21 protein-coding genes are annotated in these 23,283 nt (G+C 70.5%); 13 read left to right on the top strand and 8 right to left on the bottom strand.

Annotated elements, in window-relative coordinates; all coding sequences use genetic code 11:
- Nucleotides 1–89 precede the first annotated feature (89 nt).
- From ACIRHA_RS27165 to ACIRHA_RS27155, 3 genes are read left to right on the top strand one after another with little or no spacing between them, the layout of a single operon-like run.
- Entirely contained in the window at nucleotides 90–437 is a 348-nt protein-coding gene (locus tag ACIRHA_RS27165) for an SH3 domain-containing protein (protein WP_403850918.1), read from the top strand.
- Between the two features lie 40 nt (nucleotides 438–477).
- Nucleotides 478–1,872 carry an FtsW/RodA/SpoVE family cell cycle protein gene (locus ACIRHA_RS27160; RefSeq protein ID WP_403850916.1) on the top strand — a complete coding sequence of 465 codons (1,395 nt, stop codon included), beginning with the start codon at nucleotides 478–480 and terminating at the stop codon, nucleotides 1,870–1,872.
- Nucleotides 1,869–3,341, top strand: coding sequence for a peptidoglycan D,D-transpeptidase FtsI family protein (locus tag ACIRHA_RS27155; RefSeq protein ID WP_403850914.1), 1,473 nt, complete (start codon nucleotides 1,869–1,871; stop codon nucleotides 3,339–3,341). The genes ACIRHA_RS27160 and ACIRHA_RS27155 overlap by 4 nt, the downstream gene beginning before the upstream one ends.
- A 93-nt stretch (nucleotides 3,342–3,434) precedes the next feature.
- Here the strand turns inward: ACIRHA_RS27155 and ACIRHA_RS27150 are convergent, their stop codons facing one another.
- Nucleotides 3,435–4,541, bottom strand: coding sequence for a ferritin-like domain-containing protein (locus ACIRHA_RS27150; RefSeq protein ID WP_403850911.1), 1,107 nt, complete (start codon nucleotides 4,539–4,541; stop codon nucleotides 3,435–3,437).
- 168 nt (nucleotides 4,542–4,709) lie between these two features.
- Between ACIRHA_RS27150 and ACIRHA_RS27145 the strand changes: the two genes are divergently transcribed.
- From ACIRHA_RS27145 to ACIRHA_RS27130, 4 genes are all read left to right on the top strand, one after another.
- On the top strand, nucleotides 4,710–5,648 hold the full coding sequence (locus ACIRHA_RS27145; RefSeq protein WP_403850908.1) for a diiron oxygenase: 939 nt from the start codon (nucleotides 4,710–4,712) through the stop codon (nucleotides 5,646–5,648).
- Nucleotides 5,649–5,683: 35 nt separating this feature from the next.
- Entirely contained in the window at nucleotides 5,684–6,409 is a 726-nt protein-coding gene (locus ACIRHA_RS27140; RefSeq protein ID WP_403850905.1) for a TetR/AcrR family transcriptional regulator, read from the top strand.
- A 46-nt stretch (nucleotides 6,410–6,455) separates the two neighbouring features.
- A complete protein-coding gene (locus ACIRHA_RS27135) occupies nucleotides 6,456–6,734 on the top strand; it encodes a hypothetical protein (protein ID WP_403850901.1) in 279 nt (92 codons plus the stop codon).
- 136 nt (nucleotides 6,735–6,870) lie between these two features.
- A complete protein-coding gene (locus tag ACIRHA_RS27130; protein WP_403850898.1) occupies nucleotides 6,871–8,004 on the top strand; it encodes an NlpC/P60 family protein in 1,134 nt (377 codons plus the stop codon).
- Nucleotides 8,005–8,082: 78 nt separating this feature from the next.
- On the opposite strand, the gene ACIRHA_RS27125 is transcribed toward ACIRHA_RS27130, so the two are convergent.
- From ACIRHA_RS27125 to ACIRHA_RS27105, 5 genes are all read right to left on the bottom strand, one after another.
- Nucleotides 8,083–9,336, bottom strand: coding sequence for a styrene monooxygenase/indole monooxygenase family protein (locus tag ACIRHA_RS27125; protein WP_403850895.1), 1,254 nt, complete (start codon nucleotides 9,334–9,336; stop codon nucleotides 8,083–8,085).
- Nucleotides 9,337–9,430: 94 nt separating this feature from the next.
- Nucleotides 9,431–10,021: a GTP-binding protein gene (locus ACIRHA_RS27120; protein WP_403851161.1), complete on the bottom strand. Its 591-nt coding sequence runs from the start codon at nucleotides 10,019–10,021 to the stop codon at nucleotides 9,431–9,433.
- A 19-nt stretch (nucleotides 10,022–10,040) separates the two neighbouring features.
- Nucleotides 10,041–10,499 carry a DUF742 domain-containing protein gene (locus ACIRHA_RS27115; protein ID WP_403850893.1) on the bottom strand — a complete coding sequence of 153 codons (459 nt, stop codon included), beginning with the start codon at nucleotides 10,497–10,499 and terminating at the stop codon, nucleotides 10,041–10,043.
- Complete coding sequence (locus tag ACIRHA_RS27110; protein WP_403850891.1) at nucleotides 10,496–10,963, bottom strand: roadblock/LC7 domain-containing protein; 468 nt, start codon at nucleotides 10,961–10,963, stop codon at nucleotides 10,496–10,498. Before ACIRHA_RS27110 ends, ACIRHA_RS27115 begins: the two co-directional genes overlap by 4 nt.
- A 35-nt stretch (nucleotides 10,964–10,998) precedes the next feature.
- The gene (locus tag ACIRHA_RS27105; protein WP_403850889.1) at nucleotides 10,999–13,671 is read right to left on the bottom strand and encodes a nitrate- and nitrite sensing domain-containing protein; all 2,673 of its coding nucleotides are present in this window, start codon (nucleotides 13,669–13,671) and stop codon (nucleotides 10,999–11,001) included.
- Nucleotides 13,672–14,305: 634 nt separating this feature from the next.
- Here ACIRHA_RS27105 and ACIRHA_RS27100 point away from each other — a divergent pair.
- On the top strand, nucleotides 14,306–15,097 hold the full coding sequence (locus ACIRHA_RS27100) for a protein phosphatase 2C domain-containing protein (RefSeq protein WP_403850886.1): 792 nt from the start codon (nucleotides 14,306–14,308) through the stop codon (nucleotides 15,095–15,097).
- Between the two features lie 72 nt (nucleotides 15,098–15,169).
- Here the strand turns inward: ACIRHA_RS27100 and ACIRHA_RS27095 are convergent, their stop codons facing one another.
- Nucleotides 15,170–15,670 carry a MarR family winged helix-turn-helix transcriptional regulator gene (locus tag ACIRHA_RS27095; RefSeq protein WP_403851159.1) on the bottom strand — a complete coding sequence of 167 codons (501 nt, stop codon included), beginning with the start codon at nucleotides 15,668–15,670 and terminating at the stop codon, nucleotides 15,170–15,172.
- A gap of 250 nt (nucleotides 15,671–15,920) precedes the next feature.
- Between ACIRHA_RS27095 and ACIRHA_RS27090 the strand changes: the two genes are divergently transcribed.
- Complete coding sequence (locus ACIRHA_RS27090; RefSeq protein WP_403850883.1) at nucleotides 15,921–16,763, top strand: lysozyme; 843 nt, start codon at nucleotides 15,921–15,923, stop codon at nucleotides 16,761–16,763.
- Between the two features lie 155 nt (nucleotides 16,764–16,918).
- On the opposite strand, the gene lon is transcribed toward ACIRHA_RS27090, so the two are convergent.
- Nucleotides 16,919–19,330 (bottom strand): endopeptidase La, encoded by a 2,412-nt coding sequence (gene lon / locus ACIRHA_RS27085; protein WP_403850882.1) that lies wholly within the window; start codon nucleotides 19,328–19,330, stop codon nucleotides 16,919–16,921.
- Nucleotides 19,331–19,498: 168 nt separating this feature from the next.
- On the opposite strand from lon, the gene ACIRHA_RS27080 reads away from it, so the two are divergent.
- From ACIRHA_RS27080 to ACIRHA_RS27065, 4 genes are all read left to right on the top strand, one after another.
- Nucleotides 19,499–20,155 carry a GNAT family N-acetyltransferase gene (locus ACIRHA_RS27080; RefSeq protein ID WP_403850880.1) on the top strand — a complete coding sequence of 219 codons (657 nt, stop codon included), beginning with the start codon at nucleotides 19,499–19,501 and terminating at the stop codon, nucleotides 20,153–20,155.
- A 261-nt stretch (nucleotides 20,156–20,416) separates the two neighbouring features.
- Nucleotides 20,417–21,109, top strand: a complete 693-nt coding sequence (locus ACIRHA_RS27075; RefSeq protein WP_403850878.1) for a spermidine synthase — start codon at nucleotides 20,417–20,419, stop codon at nucleotides 21,107–21,109.
- Nucleotides 21,110–21,202: 93 nt separating this feature from the next.
- A complete protein-coding gene (locus ACIRHA_RS27070) occupies nucleotides 21,203–21,940 on the top strand; it encodes a response regulator transcription factor (protein ID WP_351336590.1) in 738 nt (245 codons plus the stop codon).
- On the top strand, nucleotides 21,937–23,067 hold the full coding sequence (locus tag ACIRHA_RS27065; protein WP_403850875.1) for an ATP-binding protein: 1,131 nt from the start codon (nucleotides 21,937–21,939) through the stop codon (nucleotides 23,065–23,067). Before ACIRHA_RS27070 ends, ACIRHA_RS27065 begins: the two co-directional genes overlap by 4 nt.
- Nucleotides 23,068–23,283: the final 216 nt, after the last annotated feature.

Below are 23,283 nucleotides of genomic sequence, written 5' to 3'. Positions count from 1 at the left end.
AGGCGCCCCTCTCGCCCCTTCTCGCTCCCTCCACTCCTTCTCGCTCCCCCACTCCTTCTCGCTCCGCTCCCCCACCCCAGGAGTCCCGTATGTCCCTCACCATCCGCCTCGGCACAGGCGTCGCCGCCGCCGCGGCCCTCGTCGCCGCCAGCGCCCTCCCCGCCGTCGCCCAGAGCAGCACACCCGGTGGCGACAAGCCGCCGGTCTACAAGGGCCGCGTCATCGCGAAGTCCGGGCTGCTGCTGCGCGACGCCCCGGCCCGTGGCGCCAAGGTCGTCCGCTCCGAGCCGTACCACGCGATCGTCCCGATCTTCTGCAAGACCTCGGGCGACAGCGTCGGCGGGAACTCGTACTGGTACCTCCTCACCGACGGCACATGGGCGTGGGGTTCGGCGAAGTACATCGCGAACATCGGCGCCGTGCCGCGCTGGTGCTGACATGACCTGATATCGGGTACTTGCTTGCTACGTTCCCGGTATGACCGGATCATCGGGTACATCGGGAACCAGCACCGCCCCCTCGGTGCCCGCTGTCCGCGTCCCCCGGCGCCGGGGCACCGAACTGGCCCTGCTCGTCGTCGCCGTGCTGCTCAGCGTCTACGGATACATCGACGTCGGGCTCGCCAAGGACGACAGGGTTCCGGGCGGGGCGCTCGGCTACGGCGCCGGGCTCGGCGCGCTCGCGCTCGTCGCACACCTCGTGGTCCGCTTCCGCGCGCCGTACGCCGATCCGCTGGTGCTGCCGATCGCCGTACTGCTCAACGGCCTCGGGCTCGTGCTGATCTGGCGGCTCGACCAGGAGACCCCGGGCGACCAGGCGGCGCCCACCCAGCTGATCTGGTCGACGCTCGGTGTGGCCCTGTTCATCCTCACCGTGCTGTTCCTGCGCGACCACCGGGCGCTGCAGAGATACGCGTACATCTGCGTGGTCACGGCCCTGGTCCTGATGATCCTGCCGATCTTCTTCCCCGCCGTGAACGGCGCCCGGATCTGGATCCGGATCGGCAGCTTCTCCATCCAGCCGGGCGAGTTCGCCAAGATCCTGCTCGCGATCTTCTTCGCCAGCTATCTCGCGGCCAACCGGCACGCCCTGGCGTACACCGGCAAACGGATCTGGCGGTTCCAGCTGCCGACGATGCGGGTGTTCGCGCCGATCCTGGTGATCTGGCTGATGACGGTGGGCGTCCTGGTCCTGGAGACCGACCTCGGCACCTCGCTGCTGTTCTTCGGCCTGTTCGTGATCATGCTCTACGTGGCGACTGGGCGCGGCAGCTGGATCGCCATCGGGCTCGTGCTCGCCGCCGCCGGCGCGTTCCTCGTGGCCTCCTTCGAACCGCATGTACACAGTCGTGTCGAGGACTGGCTGCACCCCTTCGCCTCCATCGACGCCGGTCAGGGCGCCAGCCAGCTCGCACAGTCGCTGTTCGCGTTCGCGGCGGGCGGCATGCTCGGCACCGGGCTCGGCCTCGGCCACTCGTACCTGATCGGCTTCGCCGCCAAGTCGGACTTCATCCTGGCCACGGCCGGCGAGGAGCTGGGACTCGCCGGGCTCACCGCAATCTTCCTGCTGTACGCGCTGCTCGTGGAGCGCGGCTACCGGGCGGGGCTCGCGCTGCGCGATCCGTTCGGCCGGCTGCTCTCCATCGGACTCGCCTCGATCGTCGCGCTCCAGGTCTTCGTCATCGCGGGCGGCGTGATGGGGCTCATCCCGCTCACCGGCATGGCGATGCCGTTCCTCGCGCAGGGCGGTTCGTCCCTCGTCACCAACTGGATCATCGTCGCGATCATCATCCGGGTCAGCGACCGGGCCCGGAGCCAGCTGCTGCCCGAGTCCCCCGGGAACGCCCAGGACCCCGTGGAGGGCGCCAAGTGACCAAGTACATCCGCCGGGCCTCGGTCTTCTGCCTGATCCTGCTGGTCGCGCTGCTCATCAACGCGGCCCGTATCCAGTTCTTCCAGGCCGACACGTTCGACGACAACTCGGCCAACCGCCGCTCCACGATCGCGCGTTACGACCAGCCGCGCGGCGACATCCTCGTCCAGGGCAAGTCGGTCACCGGCTCCAAGGACACCGGGGAGTCCCTGCGCTACGAACGGACGTACAAGAACGGGCCGCTCTACGCCCCCGTCACCGGCTACGCCTCGCAGACGTACGGCACGACGTTCGTGGAGAGCGCCGAGGACGACATCCTCTCCGGCACCGACCCGATGCTGTCCCCCGTCCCGTTCTGGAACGAGATCTCGCGCGTCCAGGAGCCCGGCGGCAATGTGAAGACCACCATCAACGCCCGCGCACAGCAGGCCGCGTACTCCGGGCTCGGCGGCAAGAAGGGCGCGGTCGCGGCGATCGACCCGTCGACCGGGAAGATCCTGGCGCTGGTCTCCACACCGTCGTACGACCCCGGGCGGATCGCGGGCACGGACTCCTCCTCGACCGAGGCGTGGGCCGAGCTGAACAAGTCCGAGGAGCAGCCGATGCTCAACCGGGCGCTGCGCCAGACCTATCCGCCGGGCTCCACGTTCAAGGTGGTCACGGCGGCCGCGATCCTGGAGAACAGCGTGGTCGACGGCATCAACACGTCGACCGACACGCCGTCCCCGTACACCCTGCCGGGCACGACGACGCAGCTGACGAACGAGTCCTCGTCCGACGCCTGCACGGACGCGACGCTCGAATACGCGCTGCGGGTCTCCTGCAACACTGTGTTCGCCAACCTCGGGGTGAAGACCGGGCTCTCGGACATGGCGAAGATGTCGGAGAACTTCGGCTTCAACGACAGCGGGATCAAGGTCCCGATGGCGGCCGCCAAGTCGAACTTCGACACCGACATGAACGACGCGCAGCTGGCGCTCTCCTCGATCGGCCAGTACGACACCGCCGCGACGCCGCTGCAGATGGCGATGGTGTCGTCGGCCGTCGCCAACGGTGGTGCGCTGATGCAGCCGCACCTCGTCGACAAGACCACGTCGAGCGACGGCGACACGGTCTCGGAGACCGGCTCCGACACGTACAAGCAGGTCATGTCTCCGTACACGGCGACGCAGTTGCAGACCATGATGGAGGACGTCGTCTCCGAGGGGACGGGTACGGGGGCGAAGATTTCCGGTGCCACGGTCGGGGGCAAGACGGGTACGGCGCAGCACGGCGAGAACAACGAGGGCACGCCGTATGCGTGGTTCATCTCCTACGCGAAGGAGAAGGACGCGTCTGCGCCGGGGGTCGCGGTGGCGGTGGTCGTGGAGGACGCGTCGGCGAATCGTGACGACATCAGTGGTGGCGGGAGTGCGGCGCCGATCGCTCGCGCGGTGATGGAGGCGGTTCTGGGGTCGTCGGGCGGGTGAGGTCGAAGTGGCACACGTCGCGGGGCTCTGCCCCGGGCCCCGCGCCTCAATCGCCGGCGGGGCTTGAAAGACCGCCGGCGGGGTTTGAATGGGTCAGCTGGATCGGCCCGCTTCCACGGCCTCCTCCACCTCCGACACCCGCTCCTGTTCCTCCGCTGCGAAGCGCTGTGCGTCGAGTTGTTCGGCGATTTCCTCGTCCTGGGACATGAGTTGGTCGAGGTTGGAGTTGCCCATGTCGAAGACGCCCATGTCGACGTAGGCCTGTTGCAGGCGCTTGCCCCACAGGCCGATGTCCTTGACGCACGGGACGATCCGCGAGAACAGCAACTGCCGGAACATCGCCAGGAATTCGGACTGCTCCGTGTACTTCTCCGCGTCGGCCTTGGGGATCCCGAAGTTCTCCAGGACCTCGATGCCGCGCAGCCGGTCGCGCATCAGGTAGCAGCCCTCGATGACGAACTCCTCGCGCTCGCGCAGTTCGGCGTCGCTGAGCTGCTTGTAGTAGTCGCGCAGCGCCATCCGCCCGAAGGCCACGTGCCGGGCCTCGTCCTGCATCACGTACGCGAGGATCTGCTTGGGCAGCGGCTTGTCCGTGGTGTCGCGGAGCAGGCCGAAGGCGGCGAGCGCGAGGCCCTCGATGAGGACCTGCATGCCCAGGTACGGCATGTCCCAGCGGGAGTCGCGCAGCGTGTCGCCGAGCAGGGACTGGAGGTTGTCGTTGATCGGGTAGAGCATGCCGAGCTTCTCGTGCAGGAAGCGGCCGTAGATCTCCGCGTGCCGCGCCTCGTCCATGGTCTGCGTCGCCGAGTAGAACTTGGCGTCGAGGTCGGGCACGGACTCCACGATCCGCGCGGCGCACACCATCGCACCCTGCTCGCCGTGCAGGAACTGGCTGAACTGCCAGGAGGCGGAGTGCTTGCGCAGCTCCGCCTTGTCCTTGTCCGTCATCTTCGCCCAGTAGGGCGTGTTGTAGAGGGCGAGCGCGTCGTCGGGGGTGCCGAGGGGGTCGTGCGGGTCGACCTCCAGCGCCCAGTCGATGCGCTTGGCGCCGTCCCACTGCTTGTCCTTGCCCTTTTGGTAGAGGGAGAGGAGGCGGTCGCGCCCGTCGTCGTATTCCCAGCTGAGGCGAGCCGAACCGGCCGACGGTACTTGCCAGTTGGACCCGTTCGGGGCCTTGGTGTACAGCTCATGCGTCGCCATGCTGGCAGGCTCACACGGTGGTAGACGCGGGGTCAACAAGTCGTGCGGAGTCGTGCACAAAGGATTGACGGGCTTGCTGACGCGCAGTCTCATAAGAACGGAGGCGGGCGTGACCGCCGGTAACTCGCGGTGCCCGATGAACACCCGTACGACGAGGTGGGGACAGCCATGACGACCATGACGGAAGCCGACGCGGTCGCGGGACTGCGCGACGCGCTCGGTCTGCTCAAGGACCGGGAGCAGGTGGCCGAGCGGCTGCTCGCCTCCTCCGCCAAGCACTCCTTCGACCCGGACAAGGAGCTGGACTGGAACGCCCCCTTCGAGGAGGGCAAGTGGTTCTGGCCGCCCGAGCTGGTGTCCCTGTACGGCACACCGCTGTGGAAGCGGATGGGCGAGGAGCAGCGGATCCGGCTGTCCCAGCACGAGGCGGCGGCGCTGGCCTCGCTCGGCATCTGGTTCGAGCTGATCCTGATGCAGCTGCTGGTGCGGCACGTCTACGACAAGGCGGCGACGAGCGCGCATGTGCGCTACGCGCTGACCGAGATCGAGGACGAGTGCCGGCACTCGAAGATGTTCGCGCGGCTGATCTCGCGCGGCGAGACGCCCTGGTACCCGGTGGCGCCGGTCCACCACAACCTGGGCCGGCTCTTCAAGACCGTCTCCACCACACCCGGTTCGTTCACCGCGACGCTGCTCGGCGAGGAGGTCCTCGACTGGATGCAGCGCCTGACGTTCCCCGACGAACGCGTACAGACGCTGGTCCGCGGCGTGACGCGCATCCACGTCGTGGAGGAGGCACGCCATGTCCGGTACGCCCGCGAGGAGTTGAGGCGCCAGATGGTGACGGCGCCGCGCTGGTCGCAGGAGTTCACGCGGATCACCTCGGGCGAGTTCGCCCGCGTCTTCTCCGTGGCGTTCATCAACCCCCAGGTGTACGAGAACGTGGGCCTGGACAAGCGGGAGGCCATGGCCCAGGTCAAGGCCAGCGGCCACCGCCGCGAGGTCATGCAGACCGGCGCCAAGCGTCTTACCGACTTCCTCGACGACATCGGCGTACTGCGCGGTGTCGGCCGCCAGATGTGGCGCTCCTCGGGACTTCTGGCCTAGTTGGCGCACTCGACGTGCCGGTTACGCTCAGGAGTATGACCTCGGCCACCGGTACGCCCGCCTACAAACGGCTCAGCGTCGAGGAGCGGCGTGCGCAGTTGCTCGAAGCGGCGCTGTCGCTGTTCGCGCACCGGGCGCCGGAAGAGGTCTCGCTCGACGATGTGGCCGAGGCCGCCGGGGTGTCCCGGCCCCTCGTGTACCGCTACTTCCCGGGCGGCAAGCAGCAGTTGTACGAGGCCGCGCTGCGCTCCGCGGCCGACGCCCTGGAGCAGTGCTTCGCCGAGCCTCCCGAGGGCCCGCTCACCGCGCGCCTCACCCGCGCGCTCGACCGCTACCTGGGCTTCGTCGACCAGCACGACATGGGCTTCGCGGCGCTGCTCCAGGGCGGCAGCGTGGCGGAGACCTCCCGTACGACGGCGATCGTGGACGGGGTGCGGCGGGCCGCGGCCGAGCACATCCTGAGCCACCTCGGCCAGGCAGTGCCCGGACCGCGCCTGCGGATGACCGTCCGTATGTGGATCACGGCGGTGGAAGCGGCCTCGCTGATCTGGCTCGACGAGGACAAGCAGCCACCGCTGGACGAGCTGCGCGACGGCCTGGTCGACCAGTTCATGGCGGTCCTGACGGCGACCGCCGGCCGGGACCCGCAGACCGCGGAGGTGGTGCGGTACGCGCTCGCGATGGAGTCGCGGGAAGGCCCCGTGGGGGAACTGGCGCGGCGGGTGCTGCCCGTGGTGAGCGATGCGGCACATCTGCTGTGAGGGCTCCGCGCGGCGGTCGTGAGCAGGTCTGCGTGACACTGGTGGCGTGAAGAGCGAAGACATCCCCTTTGCCGGCGGGCCCCTCGACGGCCGGGTGCTGCCCGTGTTCGTGACCGCCACCGGGAATCCGCCCAAGGTGTACAAGGTGCCGGTGCCGGACGCAGGCGGGGGCCCGGACACCGTGCTCGTGTACGTGCGGGAGGCCGTGCCCGGCGGAAAGCGGATGCGGCTCCTGGCGAAGTGGCGCTACGTGTTCGCGCCGGACGGGAAGCCCGAGCGGACCATCAGGTGGCCGTGGTCGGGGAACCGGTCGCCGCGGACGTAAAGGCGGCGCGCCGGGCGGGCACCGGACGGGTGGCCGGGTTGCGCCGAAGCGAGCAGCCCGGCGCGTGGGCGGCGTGCCTTTCTGTTCATGTTCACGGTGTGGGGCACAGAGGCTGCCCCGCACCGGAGGTGATGAGGTGTCAGGCAGGCTGGTGCGGTGGGTGTGCACGGTGGCCGTCACGGGAGCGCTGCTCACGCCGCTGCCCGCGAGCGCGGCCCCTGGTCCGGAGCCGCGTCCGGGACCCGGCGGGACGCGCTCCGTCGCCGATCTCCTCACGGACCTCCAGCGCCTGTACCAGGACGCCGAGGCGGCCACGGAGACGTACAACGCGACGGAGGAGGCGCTCAAGGAGCGCCGCAGAACGGCGGACGGCCTCGCGAAGAAGTTGGCCGCCGCGCGGGCGTCGCTGCACAACAGCCGGACCGACGCCGGGCGGCTCGCACGCGAGCAGTACCAGGGGCGCAGCGAGTTCTCCCCGTACCTGCGACTGCTCCTCGCACGCGATCCCCAGCGGGCGCTCGAAGAGGGCCATGTGATGCGGCGGGCCGCGCGGGAGCGGCAGGCCACCGTCGAGCGGCTCACGGGCCGGGAGAAGAAGGCCGACACGCTGGCGACGAAGGCGCGGGGCGCGCTGGACGAGCAGCTGCGTCTCGCGGAGCGCCAGAAGAAGGAGCGGGACGCGGTGCGGGGCCGGTTGAAGGAGGTCGAGGAGCTGCTCTCCTCCCTCACCGCCGACCAACTCGCCGATGTGGCACGCCTGGAGGCGCAGGGGGCGTCGCGGGCGCAGCAGACGTTCATGGCGTCCGGGGCGCTGAGTTCGACGGGCAGGGCGCCATCGAAGGCGGGCGACGAGGCGCTCTCCTACGCCGTCCGCCAGATCGGCAAGCCGTACGTCTGGGGCGCGGAGGGCCCTGACTCCTTCGACTGCTCGGGCCTCACGTCGCAGGCCTGGGCCCATGCCGGGCGGGTGATTCCGCGGACGTCGCAGGAGCAGTGGGCCTCGCTGCCGCGCGTCCCCATGTCGGAACTGCGCCCCGGCGACCTGGTCATCTACTTCCCCAAGGCCACGCACGTGGCGATGTACCTGGGCGACGGCATGGTGGTGCAGGCGCCGCGGCCGGGGGCGCGGGTGAAGGTGTCACCGATCGCGGCGAATCCCCTGCTGGGGGCTGTGCGGCCGGACCCGGGGGCGCGGGCGATGTCGGACTACCGAGCCCCGGACCTGCCCGAGGGGGCACGGTCCGGGGACGACACGGGGTACGCCTACTGACCTTTTCAAGCCCCGCCTTTCCGACGTGAGCCCGCGGGGTCCGGGGCAGAGCCCCGCAACCGCAACCCCGCAGGGGCTCTAGGTCAGCGACCCCAAGTACGCCGCCGTCTTCTCCGGCTCATAGAAGAAGTTCTCGAAGTCGGACGGGTCGTTGAACCCGTTCGCGAACCGGTCGGCGGCCGGCTGGAGCTGGCCGGCCGCGCCGATCAGGTTGAGGACGTGCTCCGGCGGAGCCTGCAGCATCGTGTTCGTCCACTTCGTGGTGTGCTGGGCGGACGCCTCCCAGTACCGGTCGAACGCCGACTGCATCCACTCCTCGTCGAACGGCTTGTCACCGTGCTCGACGATGGAGGCGAGGTACGACGCGGCGCACTTGGAGGCGGAGTTGGAGCCCTGGCCCGTGATCGGGTCGTTCGCCACGACCACGTCCGCCACACCGAGCACCGACCCGCCGGAGGGCAGCCGGCCGACGGGGTTGCGCACGGTCGGGGCGTAACGCCCGGCCAGCGTGCCGTTCGCGTCCGTCAGCTCGACCTTCGTGGCGCGCGCGTACTCCCACGGCGTGAACTTCTCCATCAGCTCCAGCGTCAGCGCCAGGTGCTCGGAGGGATCCTTCACGCCCTTGAAGGCGTCGAGCGGACCGCCGGGGATGCCCTCCCAGAAGAGGATGTCCGCGCGGCCGGAGGTGGTGAGCGTGGGCATCACGAAGAGTTCGCCGACGCCGGGCACCAGGTTGCAGCGCACCGCGTCGAAGTCCGGGTGCTCGGGGCGGACGCCCATCCCGTGCACGTAGGCGACGGCGAGGGCCCGCTGCGGCTCGGTGTACGGGGACCGCGAGGCGTCCCGGCCGAACATCGAGACCAGCTCGCCCTTGCCCGCCGAGACCAGCACCAGGTCGTACGTACGCGAGAAGTAGTCGAGGTCGGAGACTGCCGCGCCGTGGATGACGAGCTGCCCGCCGCGCTGCGCGAACGTCTCCATCCAGCCGGCCATCTTCACGCGCTGGTCGACGGATTGCGCGAAGCCGTCGAGCCGGCCCACCCAGTCGATGGCGCGCTGCGTCGGACCCGGGTCGTGCGAGCCCGGCGCGGCCACCGAGACGCCGAGGCCCTCGATCCGCGGGGCCTGCGACTCCCAGAAGTTGAGCTGGAGGTCGCGCTCGTGCTGGAGCGCCGTATGGAACATGCACTGCGTCGACATGACCCGTCCGGAACGGATCTCGTCGGCGGTGCGGTTGGACATCAGGGTGACCTCGTACCCCTGCGTCTGCAGGCCGAGGGCGAGCTGGAGGCCGGACTGGCCGGCTCCCACGACGAGTATCTTCCGCGACATATGAGACTGCCTTAACTGCCGTAATCAATGTGTGGGGGGCGGGTCTTGACCACTGTGCGGGCACGGTGCCCTGTGCGGGCACGGCGGCGCGCGGCTACTCGGGGGTCGCGTCCAGGGCGTGGCCGACCAGCGCCAGGAGCGTCTCGATCGCCGCGATGCGGCGCCGCGCGTCCATGATCAGTACGGGTACGTGCGGCGGCACGGTGAGCGCCTCCCGTACGTCGTCGGGCGCGAACTCCGCCGTACCGTCGAAGTGGTTGACGGCCACGACGTAGGGAAGTCCGCAGCTCTCGAAGTAGTCGAGCGCCGGGAAGCAGTCCTTCAGGCGGCGGGTGTCGGCGAGCACGACCGCGCCGATCGCGCCGCGCACCAGGTCGTCCCACATGAACCAGAACCGCTGCTGTCCGGGCGTGCCGAACAGGTACAGGACCAGGTCGTCGTCGAGCGTGATACGACCGAAGTCCATGGCGACCGTGGTCGTGTTCTTGCCCGGCGTCGCGGTGAGGTCGTCGGTCTCCTCGCTCGCCTGGGTCATCAGCGCCTCGGTCTCGAGGGGCTGGATCTCGGAAACGGCGGAGACCAGGGTCGTCTTGCCGACGCCGAAGCCGCCCGCCACGATGATCTTCGTGGCGACGGGGGCCCGGGTACTGTCGGTCTGCCAGGCCTGCAACTGCTCCTCTTCCATGGGCAGTTCGTCGAGCAGTTCAGAGGCGGCGGAGTCCACTCAACACCCTTTCGAGGAGTGCCCGGTCCGGCTGTCCGGGGCCGTGGCCTGTTCCGTATACACGGATCTTTCCCTGGTCGGCGAGGTCGCTGAGCAGCACCCGCACCACGCCGAGCGGCATCTTGAGCAGCGCGGCGATCTCCGCGACCGTGCGCATGCGACGGCACAGCGCGACGATGGCGCGCATCTCCGGCATGATGCCGGCGAGCCCGCCCTTGCCCAGCTCGGGACGATCCTCGGGCCCCTCGATCGCCGCCGTACTGGAGATGAACGTCTCCACGAGCAGCACATGGCCGAAGCGGGTACGGCCGCCGGTCAGCGAGTAGGGGCGCACGCGGGCGGGCCTGCGGTCCGAACCGCGCACGGGAAGCCTGCTCGCGCCGTACGTCCGGCTCGTGCCGTTCGTACTGTGTGCACTGCCTGAAGTGCCGGGGGTCATCGGGTGCCCTCCATCGACTGACGCAGTTCGCTGCGGAGTTCGGGCGTCAGGACGTGCCCGGCACGGCCGACGAAGAGCGCCATGTGGTACGCGATGACGCCCATGTCGCAGTCCGCGGACGCGTGCACGCCGAGCAGGGAGCCGTCGCTGATCGACATCACGAAGAGGCTCCCCTCGTCCATCGCGACCATCGTCTGCTTGATGCCGCCGCCGTCCATCAGCTTGGCGGCGCCGATGGTCAGCGAACCGAGCCCGGCGACGATGGCCGCCAGGTCGGCGCTCGACCCTTTGGGACCCGTGCTCGGGTCGCTCGCCGGGGCCGCGTCGTGCCGACCCGGATCGGAGGAGAGCAGGAGCAGTCCGTCGGACGAGACGACCGCGACGGATTGCAGGCCTGGCACCTCCCCGACCAGATCGGTGAGCAGCCAGTGCAGATTGCGTGCCTCGCTACTGAGACCGTTCATTCCCTTTAGTCCGTTGAGTGCAGGGGTGGGCGCAGTCAACTGCTTGCCTCCTCGGCTGTGTCCCCCTCGGCTTCACTTCTACGTCCAGGGTTCTCGGCGAACTCCGCCGTCACGTCACGGCGGCCCGCCGTGGCGCCGCGGTGGAATCCGCCAAGCTTGCGGCGCAGCGCCTCCGCGTCCACCGAGCTGGCGCGCGGCTTCGGGGCGGAGGCGGGGGCGGCCACCTTCGGGGTGCGCTTGGGCAGACCCTTGGCGGTGACGCGCTCGGCCGGTTCGGGCTCCGGGGCGGGCTCCCGTTCGGGCAGCTGGTCGAACTGCTCGGGGTGTCCGGCGGGTCCGTCGTGTTCGTCGCGCCCGTCGCGCGGCGTGCGCGGGTGCGGCACCTCGGCGACGGGTTCGGGGGCGGGCTCGGGCTCCGGAGCGACGGGTTCGGGGGCGGGCTCCGGGGCGGGCTCCGGCTCCGGCGGGACCGGTGTGCTCAGCTCCATGGTCGTTTCCGCGGGGGTCTCCGCAGGGAACTCCGCGGGGAACTCCGCCTGCGGCTCGACCTGCGGCTCGGCCACCTCGGTCGACTCGCGCACGGCCTGCTCGGCCGCCTCGATCAGCGGGTCGCCGTACTCCGGAAGCTGGTGCTCCGGCTCCGTACGCCCGTACAGCTCATTGGAGTTGGCCTCCGCCTCGGAGCCCGCGAGGCGGACCGCGGGCGCTGCGCCGGGCACCAGGACGGCGGGCGGCACCGAGGCCGCGGGCGCGGCGGCGAAGAGCGAGGCGGGCAGCACGGCGACCGCCGCCACCCCGCCCTGCTTCTGCTCGCGCAGCCGTACGCGCACGCCGTGCCGCACCGCGAGCCGCGCGACGACGTACAGGCCGAGCCCGAACCCGTCGACGTCCTCGGGGTCGTGCGCCTCCTCGACGGCGAAGGAGGAGAGCCGCGTGTTCAGCTCGCGCATCCGCTCGTCGGTCATCCCTATGCCCTCGTCCTGGACGGAGAGCATGACCGAGCCGCTCTCCAGGAGCCAGCCGGAGACCTCGACGGAGGCGTCCGGCGGCGAGAACGACGTCGCGTTCTCCAGGAGTTCGGCGATGAGGTGGCTGAGGTCGTCGGCGGCGAAACCGGCGAGGTGCGCGTGCGGCGGCAGCGCGGCGATGCGCACCCGCTCGTAGCGCTCGATCTCGGAGACGGCGGCGCGCACCATGTCGACGAGCGCCACCGAGCCGCCGTGCTGCGGCCCGCGCTCGGTGCCCGCGAGGACGAGGAGGTTCTCGCTGTGCCGCCGCATGACCGTGGCGGAGTGGTCGAGCTTGTAGAGCGTGGCGAGCCGCTCCGGGTCCTGCTCGCGCTCCTCAAGGCCCTCGATGATGCCCAGTTGCCGCTCGACGAGCCCAAGGGTGCGCAGCGCCAGATTGACGAACGTCCCGTGGATCGAGTGCTTGACCCGGTCCAGCTTGCGGGCGGTGTCGGCGAGTTCGCCGCGCAGCTGGTCCCGGTCGTCGGCCATCCGCTGACGCTCGCCGACGAGGTGCTTGCGGTCGGACTCCAGGGTGCCGAGGCGTCCGTGCAGCCCGACCGTGTGCGCGTGCAGGGCGTTGATCGAGTCGACGACCTGGGCGAACTCGTCGTTGCGGCCCTTGTACTTGACCGGCTCCTCGGCAGCCGGATCGCCCGCGACACGCGCGGAGCCGATCCGCAGCGCGGCGAGCGGGTGGGTCAGCGAGCGGGCCGTCGCCATGGCCACGCCGACGGCGGCGAGCAGGCAGAAACCGACCAGCGCGATCCGGATCTCCAGGGCCGTGACGTCGTCGTCGCGCAACTGCTCCAGGCGCTTGACCCGCTGGTCCCCGAGCGCGGCCTCGGCGCCCCGCATGAGGTCGATCCGGGCGGTGAGGGCGTCCTCGACGCTCTTGGGGTCGTAGCGGAGCTCGGCCGCGCTCAGCGTCGGGGCGTCGGCGAGGTGCTTCAGGTACGTCTCCGCGCGCGTGGCGTCCGGGCCCGTGACCGTGGAGTCGTACGCGTTGACGGCCGCGGTCGTCCCCGAGTCGTGGAAGTCCTCCAGGGCGGCCTGCTCGCGCACCCTGGCCCGCTGGCCGGCGGCGCTGAGCGCGTCGCGCTGGCCGCGGGCGGTGGAGGACTCGCCGACGACCGGCTCGCGCAGTCCGGTGGCGGGGTCGACCTGCGTCGTCGTGGTGCGCGGCACGGCGAGCGCGGCGAGCAGCAGGCCGCGCGCGGCGGACGCCTGCTCGACGGCGCGGTCCAGGTCCGCGAGGGCGTACGCCCCGGAGCCGGCGCGCACGGGTATGCGCTCGGCCAGATCCTCGGCGCGCGCGTGCAGTTCGCCGATGGAGCGCGAGTACGCGGTGTGCGCCTCCAGGGCGGATCCCTTGCCGGTGAGGGCGGAGCGGCGCACGGCGGCGACGTCGTCGAGGGTGCGGCGCAGCGCGGCGGGCGCGTCCACGCGCAGCTCGTCGACCTGCCGGTCGACACGGGCCCCGCGCTCCTCGCTCAGTCCCTGCCCCTTGGAGCGGCCGGCCGCGATGAACCGGGTGACCTCGTCCCGCTCGTCCGCGAGTGCGTGCGACAGGGCGAGCGAGCGCTGTGTCTGCTCGGCGTCGTCGACGAGGGTCTGCGATTCGCCCACGCGGTCGGAGGCGCCGACGATCACCGGTGCCCCAGCGCCGACGATCGCCGCGGCGACCACGGCCACCGCCACGATCAACCGACTCCGCACACGGACCCGCTTGCCCTTCACCTTCGACCCCGCCGGCGAACCATCAAGCCCCGCCTTTGGACGAGAGCCCGCGGGGTCCGGGGCAGAGCCCCGAGTCGTCGGCCCCGGTGCGGCCGCAGCTTCCGTGGGACCCGCAGCGTCCAGATCACCCGGGCCGACACCACCCGACACACCTGACCCAATGGCCCCATTACCGCCGGAGGTGTTCCCCACTGATGCTCGCATTCCTGACTCGTCCTACCCCATGGGTCCGGGTGACGCTGCGTCAACACTCGTGACCCTCCTGGCCTGGCCCCTGACCCTCCCAGTGCCGGTGAGCAGGGAGCGCCCATCACCGAGCCCGCCACCCGAAGGAGTGAACATCGAGCGGGAGTTGGGGAGCAAGTTCCCACGCGGCGATCACCCTCCGTCAACCGCGCGCGGGTTGGACGTCTTCGGCGGCCTTTGGCAGGATGCCCCGCCACACCGCCGACGGAAGTGATCATTCCGTGCAAACCAGGCGCTCAGCGGGCACCTTCGGGCCGCCACGCGTTCCGCACAGCACCCCTATGGGGCGACTCGGCCCAACTCACGGCGCACCACCACTCCGTGAGGGCTCCTCATGCAGACTGACGGCATGCGCATCGAACTGACCACCGAGCCGGGCGCCACCGAGCGACCGAACGAGGACTACGTATCGGTGGCCGCACCGGCCGCCGGGCACGGCGGTTCGCTCGTCGTCCTCGACGGGGTCACCCCTCCGGCCACCGACGCCGGCTGCCTGCACTCCGTGCCGTGGTTCACCGCCCGCCTCGGTGGCGCGCTGGCCGAACTGTCCGTTTCGCGGCGGGATATGAGCCTGGCCGACGCCCTCGGCGCGGCGATCGCCCGGACCGCCGACGCCCATCGCGACACGTGTGACCTTTCTCACCCGCGTACTCCGCAGGCGACCGTCGTGCTCGCCCGCTGGGACGCGGAGCGGGTGGAGCATCTGGTGCTCTCCGACTCCGCGTTGCTCGTCGAGGCCCCCGACGGCACGGTCACGCCGCTGCTCGACGACCGCCTCGACCGGGTCCCGCGCGCCAACCTCGTCTCGAACGAGGTGGCCGACGCCACGGTGCGCAACAAGGAGGGCGGCTTCTTCACGGCCGCCGCGGATCCGTCGGTGGCACGGCGCGCGGTGACCGGCACGCTCCCCCGGGCCGAGGTGCGGGCGCTCGCCGCGATGACGGACGGCGTGACGCGCTGGGTGGAGAAGTTCCACGAGGGCGACTGGACGGACCTGTTCACCCTCGTACGCAAGGAGGGCGCAGAGGCGGTGGTCTCCCGGGTCCGCGCCTTGGAGGACGCGGACGCGGAGACCCGCACGTACCTGCGCCGCAGCAAAACCCACGACGACGCGACGCTGGCGTACGTGGAGCTCACTTAAAGCCCCGCCGGCGATTGAGGCGCGGGGTCCGGGGCAGCGCCCCGCGACCGCAACGCCGGTGCGGCGCAACCCCTATTCGGCGCCCAGGTTCAACTGGTGCAACAACCTCGCCAGCTCCGCGACCTCGCGCCGATCCCACCCGTCCAGCTGCCGCACATACCGCATCCGCCGCGCATCCCGCACCCGCCCGAAGTGCTCACGCCCGTACTCGGTGAGCGAGACCAGCCACGCCCGCCCGTCCGCGGGATCCGGCTCGCGGTCGACGAAGCCGAGCTCCTCCAGCGCCCGCAGCTGGCGGCTCATCGTCGCCTTGCCGACGCCGATGTAACCGGCCAGCTCGGTGGCCCGCTGCGCCCCGCACTCCTCCAGGCGCACCAGGAGTCCGTACGCGGCCGGCTCCAGGTCGGGGTGGACCTCGCGGGCCATCTCGCCGGAGTTGGCCCGGGCCCGGCGCAGGAAGACGGTCAACTCGCGTTCCAGAGCGAGGAACTCGCCGTCCACAGCCGCCGGCGCGGCGGCGGGTCGCGGTTCGGTTTCCGCGCTCCGCCGCCCGCCGTTTCCGTCTTCGCCCACGTCAGCACCCATGACCAGATTTTCCCCTACTTCCCGGGGGTTCCCGGGTCTGAAAGTTATCGCCCATCACGGGCATCACCGCAGTTCCGCCAGTATTTCGCAGGAGTAGACCAACGGCACACACCGGCCCCTCTTCCCACCCACGGGTCTACATGCGTAGAGTTTTTTCACTGCCCATTCGTGGCATGCACACACCATCAAGCGCACTGGCGCCACCGCACGTCACCCACGTCGTTCCCGGAGGCCGCTCATGCCCGTGCACAGACCTGTCCCCACCCGTCGCAGACGCCGCAGCACCCGCCTCGGAATCACCGGCACCCTGCTCGCGGCGCTCTCCCTCCTCCTCGCCCTGCCCGGCGCGGCGCAGGCCGCCGATCCGCCCGCCCGCGGCGAGGCCCACATGGGCATGGGGGTCGCCGCACACGACGGCGTCGGCTCCCTGCCGCCCGGCGGCGGCGCCACCGCCGTACAGACAGAAGGCGTCGACGTCTCCAGCCACCAGGGCAATGTGGCCTGGTCGACGCTCTGGAACAGCGGCGTGCGCTGGGCCTACACCAAGGCCACCGAAGGCACGTACTACACGAACCCGTACTTCGCGCAGCAGTACAACGGCTCCTACAACGTGGGCATGGTCCGCGGCGCGTACCACTTCGCCACGCCGGACACCACGGGCGGCGCCACGCAGGCCAACTACTTCGTGGACCACGGAGGCGGCTGGTCCAAGGACGGCAAGACCCTGCCGGGCGCGCTCGACATCGAGTGGAACCCGTACGGGGCGGCCTGCTACGGCAAGTCGCAGTCCGCGATGGTGACGTGGATCCGGGACTTCCTGAACCAGTACAAGGCCCGCACGGGACGTGACGCCGTCATCTATACGGCGACCAGCTGGTGGACGCAGTGCACGGGCAACTCCAGCGCCTTCGCCGCCAACAACCCGCTGTGGATCGCCCGGTACGCCGCCGCCCCGGGGACGCTCCCGGCCGGCTGGGGCTTCTACACGATGTGGCAGTACACCTCTACGGGCCCGACGGTGGGCGACCACAACAAATTCAACGGCGCCCTCGACCGCGTAGTGGCCCTCGCCAACGGCTGACCATCTCAAGCCCCGCCGGCGTTTGAGGCGATCTTTCAAGCCCCTGCGGCGATTGAGCAGCGGGGTCCGGGGCAGAGCCCCGATCTTTCCAGCCCCGCCGGCGTTTGAGGCGCGGGGTCCGGGGCGGAGCCCCGCGTCCTCAACACCGGTGCGGCTCAAGCGGCGACGGAGACCGCAACCTTCGCCGAGGCAGGCGCAAGCGCCAGCTCAAGAACCTGCCGCACATCGTTCACCGGGTGCACGTCCAGCTTCTCCAGCACCTCCGCAGGAACATCGTCCAGATCCGCCTCGTTCCGCTTCGGAATGATGACGGTCGAGATCCCGGCCCGATGCGCGGCCAGCAGCTTCTGCTTGACGCCGCCGATCGGCAGCACCCGCCCGGTCAGCGACACCTCACCGGTCATCGCCACATCCGTACGGACGAGCCGCCCGCTCAGCAGGGACGCGAGCGCCGTCGTCATCGTGACGCCGGCGCTCGGCCCGTCCTTGGGGACGGCGCCCGCCGGGAAGTGGATGTGCGCGCCGCGCTCCTTCAGGTCGGCGACGGGCAGCTCCAGTTCGGCGCCGTGCGAGCGCAGGAAGGACAGCGCGATCTGCGCGCTTTCCTTCATCACATCACCCAGCTGGCCGGTCAGGGTCAGCCCCGACGCACCCGTCTCCGGGTCGGCGAGTGACGCCTCCACGAAGAGCACGTCTCCGCCCGCCCCGGTGACCGCGAGCCCGGTCGCCACGCCCGGCACGGCCGTGCGCCGCTCGGCCGGGTCCTGCGCCGACTCGGGCACGTGGTGCGGCCGTCCGATGAGCGAGCGCAGATCGCCCTCGCCGACCGTGAACGGCAGCTCCCGCTCCCCCAGTTCGTGCTGCGCGGCCACCTTGCGCAGCACGCGCGTCACGGACCGCTCCAGGTTGCGTACGCCGGCCTCGCGCGTGTACTCGCCGGCGAGCCTGCGCAGCGCGTCGTCGCCGATGGTGACCTCGTCGGCCGCGAGCCCCGCGCGGTCCAGCTGGCGCGGCACCAGGTGGTCACGGGCGATGACGACCTTCTCGTCCTCGGTGTAGCCGTCGAGCCGGACGAGCTCCATACGGTCGAGGAGCGCCTCGGGAATGGCTTCCAGGACGTTCGCCGTCGCGAGGAACACGACATCGCTCAGATCCAGTTCGACCTCCAGGTAGTGGTCCCTGAAGGTGTGGTTCTGCGCCGGGTCGAGGACTTCGAGGAGCGCCGCGGCAGGGTCGCCACGGAAGTCGGAGCCCACCTTGTCGACCTCGTCCAGGAGGACCACCGGGTTCATCGACCCGGCCTCCTTGATGGCGCGCACGATGCGGCCCGGCAGCGCACCGACGTACGTACGCCGGTGGCCGCGGATCTCCGCCTCGTCCCGTACGCCGCCGAGGGCGACGCGGACGAACTTGCGGCCCATGGAGTGCGCCACGGACTCGCCGAGCGAGGTCTTGCCGACGCCGGGCGGGCCGACGAGCGCGAGCACGGCGCCTCCGCGACGGCCGCCGACCACGCCGAGGCCGCGGTCCGCGCGGCGCTTGCGCACGGCCAGGTACTCGGTGATCCGCTCCTTCACGTCGTCCAGGCCCGCGTGCTCGGCGTCGAGGACGGCGCGGGCGCCCTGGATGTCGTACTCGTCCTCGGTCCGCTCGTTCCACGGCAGTTCGAGGACGGTGTCGAGCCAGGTGCGGATCCAGGAGCCCTCGGGCGACTGATCGCTCGCCCGCTCCAGCTTCTCGACCTCCTTGAGCGCGGCCTCACGCACCTTCTCGGGCAGGTCGGCGGCCTCGACGCGGGTGCGGTAGTCGTCCGACTCCTCGCCGTCGTCCTTCTCACCGTTCAGCTCGCGCAGCTCCTTGCGCACGGCGTCGAGCTGGCGCCGCAGCAGGAACTCGCGCTGCTGCTTGTCGACGCCTTCCTGGACGTCCTTGGCGATGGACTCGGCGACGTCCTGCTCGGCGAGGTGGTCGCGCAGGTGCCCGGTGGCGAGCTTCAGGCGCTCCACCGGGTCGGCGGCTTCGAGCAGCTCGATCTTCTGGGCGGTGGTGAGGAACGGCGAGTAGCCGGAGTTGTCGGCGAGCGCGGACACGTCGTCGATGGCCTGGACGCGGTCCACGACCTGCCAGGCGCCGCGCTTCTTCAGCCAGTTCGTGGCGAGCGCCTTGTATTCCTTGACCAGTTCGGTCACGGCGCCGGGCAACGGGTCCGGCACCTCTTCCTCGATGTTCAGGCCCTCCACCCACAGGGCGGCGCCGGGCCCGGTCGTGCCGGCGCCGATGCGCACGCGGCCGACGCCGCGGATCAGGGCGCCGGGGTCGCCGTCGGCGAGGCGGCCGACCTGCTCGACGGTGCCGAGCACGCCGGTGTTCGCGTACGTCCCGTCGACGCGTGGAACAAGCAGCACCTTCGGCTTGCTGGATCCGGTACGCGCGGCTGCCTGTGCGGCCTCCACCGCGGCTCGTACGTCGGTGTCGCTGAGGTCCAGGGGCACCACCATTCCGGGCAGCACGACTTCGTCGTCGAGCGGCAGCACGGGCAGGGTGAGCGGTGTGGACGTCGAAGCCATGATCTCCCCTTTGGCAGTCAAGTTGAGTTACAAGGACTCAATGCTCGACGGCCTCAAGATGTTCCAGCACGGCCGTTCGCTGTCAGCGATCACGACTATCGCACCCGGCGGGGCGCCGTATGTAATAACTCGAATGCGAAACGGACCCTTACATCTGGGAGTGCGGGCATGACGGGCGAGGAGCTGGTACGGAACTGGATCGACGGCTGGGTCGTCTCTCGCGGCGCCGCTCCCCCGCTCGTCGAGCCCTGGGGTTACACGATTCATGTGGGCCTTCAGGAGCACGTGAGCCGGCACGTCATCGGCGCCACCAACGACGCGGTGTCCGAGGAGGCCGTACGCAAGGCGGCCGGGGCGACGCGCGGCCGCGGCACCCACCTGAAGGTCTTCGCGGACCCGGAGCGGGTGCTGCCGTGGCTCGGCCCGGAGTGGGAGGCGTACGGGGCGGACGACTTCCTGATGTCGTCGGAACTGACCCGGGCCGCCGTGCCTCCGGCCCCCGGGGGCTACATCCGGCACATCTGGAATCGCGCCGGGGTCACGCGGGTCCTGGTCACCGACGCGGCGGGGGCGTTCGCGGCGCGCGGTCAGATCGCCCCGACCGGGGCGAGCGCGGTCGTCGACCAGATCGAGACCTCGGCACACCATCGCCGCAAGGGGCTCGGCCGTGTGGTCATGGGCACGCTCCAGGCAGCGGCGCATGCGCAGGGCGCGACCCGTGCGGTCCTCGCGTGTACCCCGGAGGGGCGGTTCCTCTACGAGTCGGTGGGGTGGCGGATCGAGGCGCCGCTGACGAACGCGAAGTACGTGGGACCGGTCGACTGACCCCACGCCACGGGGCTCCGCCCCGGACCCCGCGCCTCAAACGCCGGCGGGGCTGGATCGCCTCAATCGCCGGCGGGGCTTGATATTTCAAGCCCCGCCGGCGATTGAGGCGATCTTTCAAGCCCCTGCGGCGATTGAGCAGCGGGGTCCGGGGCGGAGCCCCGTGGCGTCGACCCCGGTGCGGGTCACCCTCTGTGACGAGCGCCATGTGAGACGTGGGCCACAGAAAATACCGGCGGGCCGCCGACCCCGTCGGCCACAATGGCCGCCATGACGACCCTGCACCATCCCGGTCCACCCGTCGTCCTCGATCGCCGCGAAGGCCCGTTCGGCGAGGTGGTCCTGCGCCGGCACGGCGAGCTGCTCCAGATCATCGCCAACGGCACGTTCCTGATGGACACTTCCGACGGCCGCTCCGAGCGCCTGCTGATGGACGCCGCGCTCGCCTCGCTTGACGGCCGCGCGAGGCCGCGCGTCCTCATCGGCGGCCTCGGCGTCGGCTTCTCCCTCGCGCACGCGGCCGCCGACCCGCGCTGGGGCGGCATCACGGTCGTCGAGCGCGAACCCGCGATCATCGACTGGCATCGGAACGGCCCGCTGCGCGCGCTCTCCGCAGAGGCCCTCGCCGACCCCCGTACGGAAATCGTCGAGGCCGACCTCGTACGGCATCTGCACACGGCCACGGACACCTACGACGCGCTCTGCCTCGACATCGACAACGGTCCGGACTGGACGGTCACCGAGGACAACGACACCCTTTACGGACCGTCCGGCCTCGCCGCCTGCAAGGACCGACTCGACCCGGGCGGTGTTCTCGCCGTATGGTCCGCACAGCCGTCAGCAAATTTCGAAGAAACCTTGCGGAATGCCGGATTCCAGGCGGTGCGCACCGAAGAGATCCCGGTTGTCCGGGGCGTCCCTGACGTGGTGCACCTCGCTCTGAGGCCCACGTAGCCGACCGGCGGTAACTCCCCGTACGCTGACGTCCGAAACCCGATCATTCAAGCGTCAAGCGCGTCACGACGACGCGCACTCAGGGGCGGGGCGATGGAGCAGACACACACCTCCCACAACACCACCACGACGACCCAGGGAGCCCAACGACGGGTCCTGGTCGTCGAGGATGATCCGACGATCGTCGACGCCATCGCCGCCCGGCTGCGCGCCGAGGGATTCCTCGTGCAAACCGCGCAGGACGGTCCGGCGGCGGTGGACACGGCCGAGGCCTGGCAGCCCGACCTGCTGATCCTCGACATCATGCTGCCCGGATTCGACGGGCTCGAAGTCTGCCGGCGCGTACAGGCCCAGCGGCCTGTGCCGGTCATGATGCTCACCGCGCGCGACGACGAGACGGACATGTTGGTGGGGCTCGGCGTCGGTGCCGACGACTACATGACCAAACCGTTCTCCATGCGGGAGCTGGCGGCGCGCGTGCACGTGCTGCTGCGCCGCGTCGAGCGGGCGGCGCTCGCGGCCACGACGCCGCGCAGCGGCATCCTGCGGCTCGGCGAGCTGGAAGTCGACCACGCGCAGCGGCGCGTGCGGGTCAGGAGCGAGGACGTACACCTCACTCCCACCGAGTTCGACCTCCTCGTGTGCCTGGCGAACACGCCGCGCGCGGTCCTCTCCCGTGAGCAGCTGCTCGCCGAGGTGTGGGACTGGGCGGACGCCTCGGGCACCCGCACGGTCGACAGCCACATCAAGGCCCTGCGCCGGAAGATCGGCGCGGAGCGCATCCGCACCGTGCACGGCGTGGGCTACGCGCTGGAGACGCCGAACCCGTGAGCGGCGGGGACCGGAACCGGGTAACGGGCGGGCGGCCGCACCGACCGCCGTTCAACCCCCAGTGGGCGTCCGGCGGTCTGCGCCCCTTCTCCGTGAAGGCGAAGCTCGGCACGCTCGTCGTCGTCTCCGTCTTCATCACCACGGGCCTGCTCATGGTGGCGATGTACACGGCGACGGAGCTGCGCTTCATCACGGTGTTCTCGATCATCGCCACGCTGCTGATCACGCAGTTCGTGGCGCACTCGCTGACGGCCCCGCTCGACGAGATGAACACGGTCGCCCGGTTCATCTCCAACGGCGACTACTCGCGCCGGGTCCGCGGCGCGGGCCGGCGGGACGAGATCGGTGACCTCGCGGTCACCATCAACCGCATGGCCGACGAGCTGGCGGCCCAGGACCAGCAGCGCAAAGAGCTCGTGGCCAATGTCTCGCACGAGCTGCGCACGCCCATCGCGGGCCTGCGCGCGGTCCTGGAGAACGTCGTCGACGGCGTCATGGCCGCCGACCCCGAGACGATGCGCACGGCGCTCAAACAGACGGAGCGGCTCGGCCGCCTCGTCGACACGCTGCTCGACCTGTCCCGCCTGGACAACGGCGTCGTGCCGCTGAAGACGCGCCGCTTCGAGGTCTGGCCGTATCTGTCGGGCGTCCTGAAGGAGGCCAACATGGCGGTCTCCCAGCGCGCGGGACTCGCCTCGGGCTCCGGCACCCATACGCGCACGGACGTCCATCTGCACCTCGACGTCTCGCCGCCCGAGCTGACGGCGAGCGCCGACCCGGAGCGCATCCACCAGGTCGTCGCGAACCTCATCGACAACGCGGTGAAGCACTCGCCGCAGCACGGCCGCGTCACCGTGAGCGCCCGCCGCGGCCCCTACCCCGAGTCCCTCGTCCTCGAGGTGCTCGACGAGGGCCCCGGCATCCCGCAGTCCGAGTGGCACAAGGTCTTCGAGCGCTTCAACCAGGGCGCCGCCACGGGCGACAAGGGCGACGGCGGCACGGGCCTCGGCCTCGCCATCGCCCGCTGGGCCGTGGAACTGCACGGCGGGCAGATCCGAGTGGCCGAATCCGCTCGGGGCTGCCGGATCAAGGTCACTCTTCCGGGAGAGCCCGGAACGCAAAGTTGACGTAGGGTTTCGGTCAGGCAAGGGTCAAGAGCGCGCCGGGCAGACACGAACACGCCGGGCGCGCATCCGAACGTTCCGAAACCCCGCTTGTTTCCCGCCATTTCCCGGCCCGAAACGCAACTTCCGGTGTGACTTACGTGACGGATGACCGGCCCGGTCTGCAAGTCCCGCCGATGGAGGCGTAGCCTTTATTCCCGCTGTCCATCACCTTGTGAG

Origin of the sequence: Streptomyces sp. NPDC102360 (assembly GCF_044766085.1) — a bacterium.
Taxonomy (GTDB): Bacteria; Actinomycetota; Actinomycetes; order Streptomycetales; family Streptomycetaceae; genus Streptomyces.
Note: the sequence above shows the minus strand (reverse complement) of the source record. Positions and strands in the feature narration are given on the sequence as shown.

Bases quoted from the DNA above. Each gene is read 5' to 3' on its own strand.
- ACIRHA_RS27110 (WP_403850891.1), bottom strand. From the start codon at position 10,963: ATGAACGGTCTCAGTAGCGAGGCACGCAATCTGCACTGGCTGCTCACC.
- ACIRHA_RS27120 (WP_403851161.1), bottom strand. From the start codon at position 10,021: ATGGAAGAGGAGCAGTTGCAGGCCTGGCAGACCGACAGTACCCGGGCC.
- ACIRHA_RS27140 (WP_403850905.1), top strand. From the start codon at position 5,684: ATGACCTCGGCCACCGGTACGCCCGCCTACAAACGGCTCAGCGTCGAG.
- ACIRHA_RS27100 (WP_403850886.1), top strand. From the start codon at position 14,306: ATGCGCATCGAACTGACCACCGAGCCGGGCGCCACCGAGCGACCGAAC.
- ACIRHA_RS27165 (WP_403850918.1), top strand. From the start codon at position 90: ATGTCCCTCACCATCCGCCTCGGCACAGGCGTCGCCGCCGCCGCGGCC.
- ACIRHA_RS27145 (WP_403850908.1), top strand. From the start codon at position 4,710: ATGACGACCATGACGGAAGCCGACGCGGTCGCGGGACTGCGCGACGCG.
- ACIRHA_RS27125 (WP_403850895.1), bottom strand. From the start codon at position 9,336: ATGTCGCGGAAGATACTCGTCGTGGGAGCCGGCCAGTCCGGCCTCCAG.
- lon (WP_403850882.1), bottom strand. From the start codon at position 19,330: ATGGCTTCGACGTCCACACCGCTCACCCTGCCCGTGCTGCCGCTCGAC.
- ACIRHA_RS27080 (WP_403850880.1), top strand. From the start codon at position 19,499: ATGACGGGCGAGGAGCTGGTACGGAACTGGATCGACGGCTGGGTCGTC.
- ACIRHA_RS27090 (WP_403850883.1), top strand. From the start codon at position 15,921: ATGCCCGTGCACAGACCTGTCCCCACCCGTCGCAGACGCCGCAGCACC.
- ACIRHA_RS27150 (WP_403850911.1), bottom strand. From the start codon at position 4,541: ATGGCGACGCATGAGCTGTACACCAAGGCCCCGAACGGGTCCAACTGG.
- ACIRHA_RS27070 (WP_351336590.1), top strand. From the start codon at position 21,203: ATGGAGCAGACACACACCTCCCACAACACCACCACGACGACCCAGGGA.
- ACIRHA_RS27160 (WP_403850916.1), top strand. From the start codon at position 478: ATGACCGGATCATCGGGTACATCGGGAACCAGCACCGCCCCCTCGGTG.
- ACIRHA_RS27075 (WP_403850878.1), top strand. From the start codon at position 20,417: ATGGCCGCCATGACGACCCTGCACCATCCCGGTCCACCCGTCGTCCTC.
- ACIRHA_RS27115 (WP_403850893.1), bottom strand. From the start codon at position 10,499: ATGACCCCCGGCACTTCAGGCAGTGCACACAGTACGAACGGCACGAGC.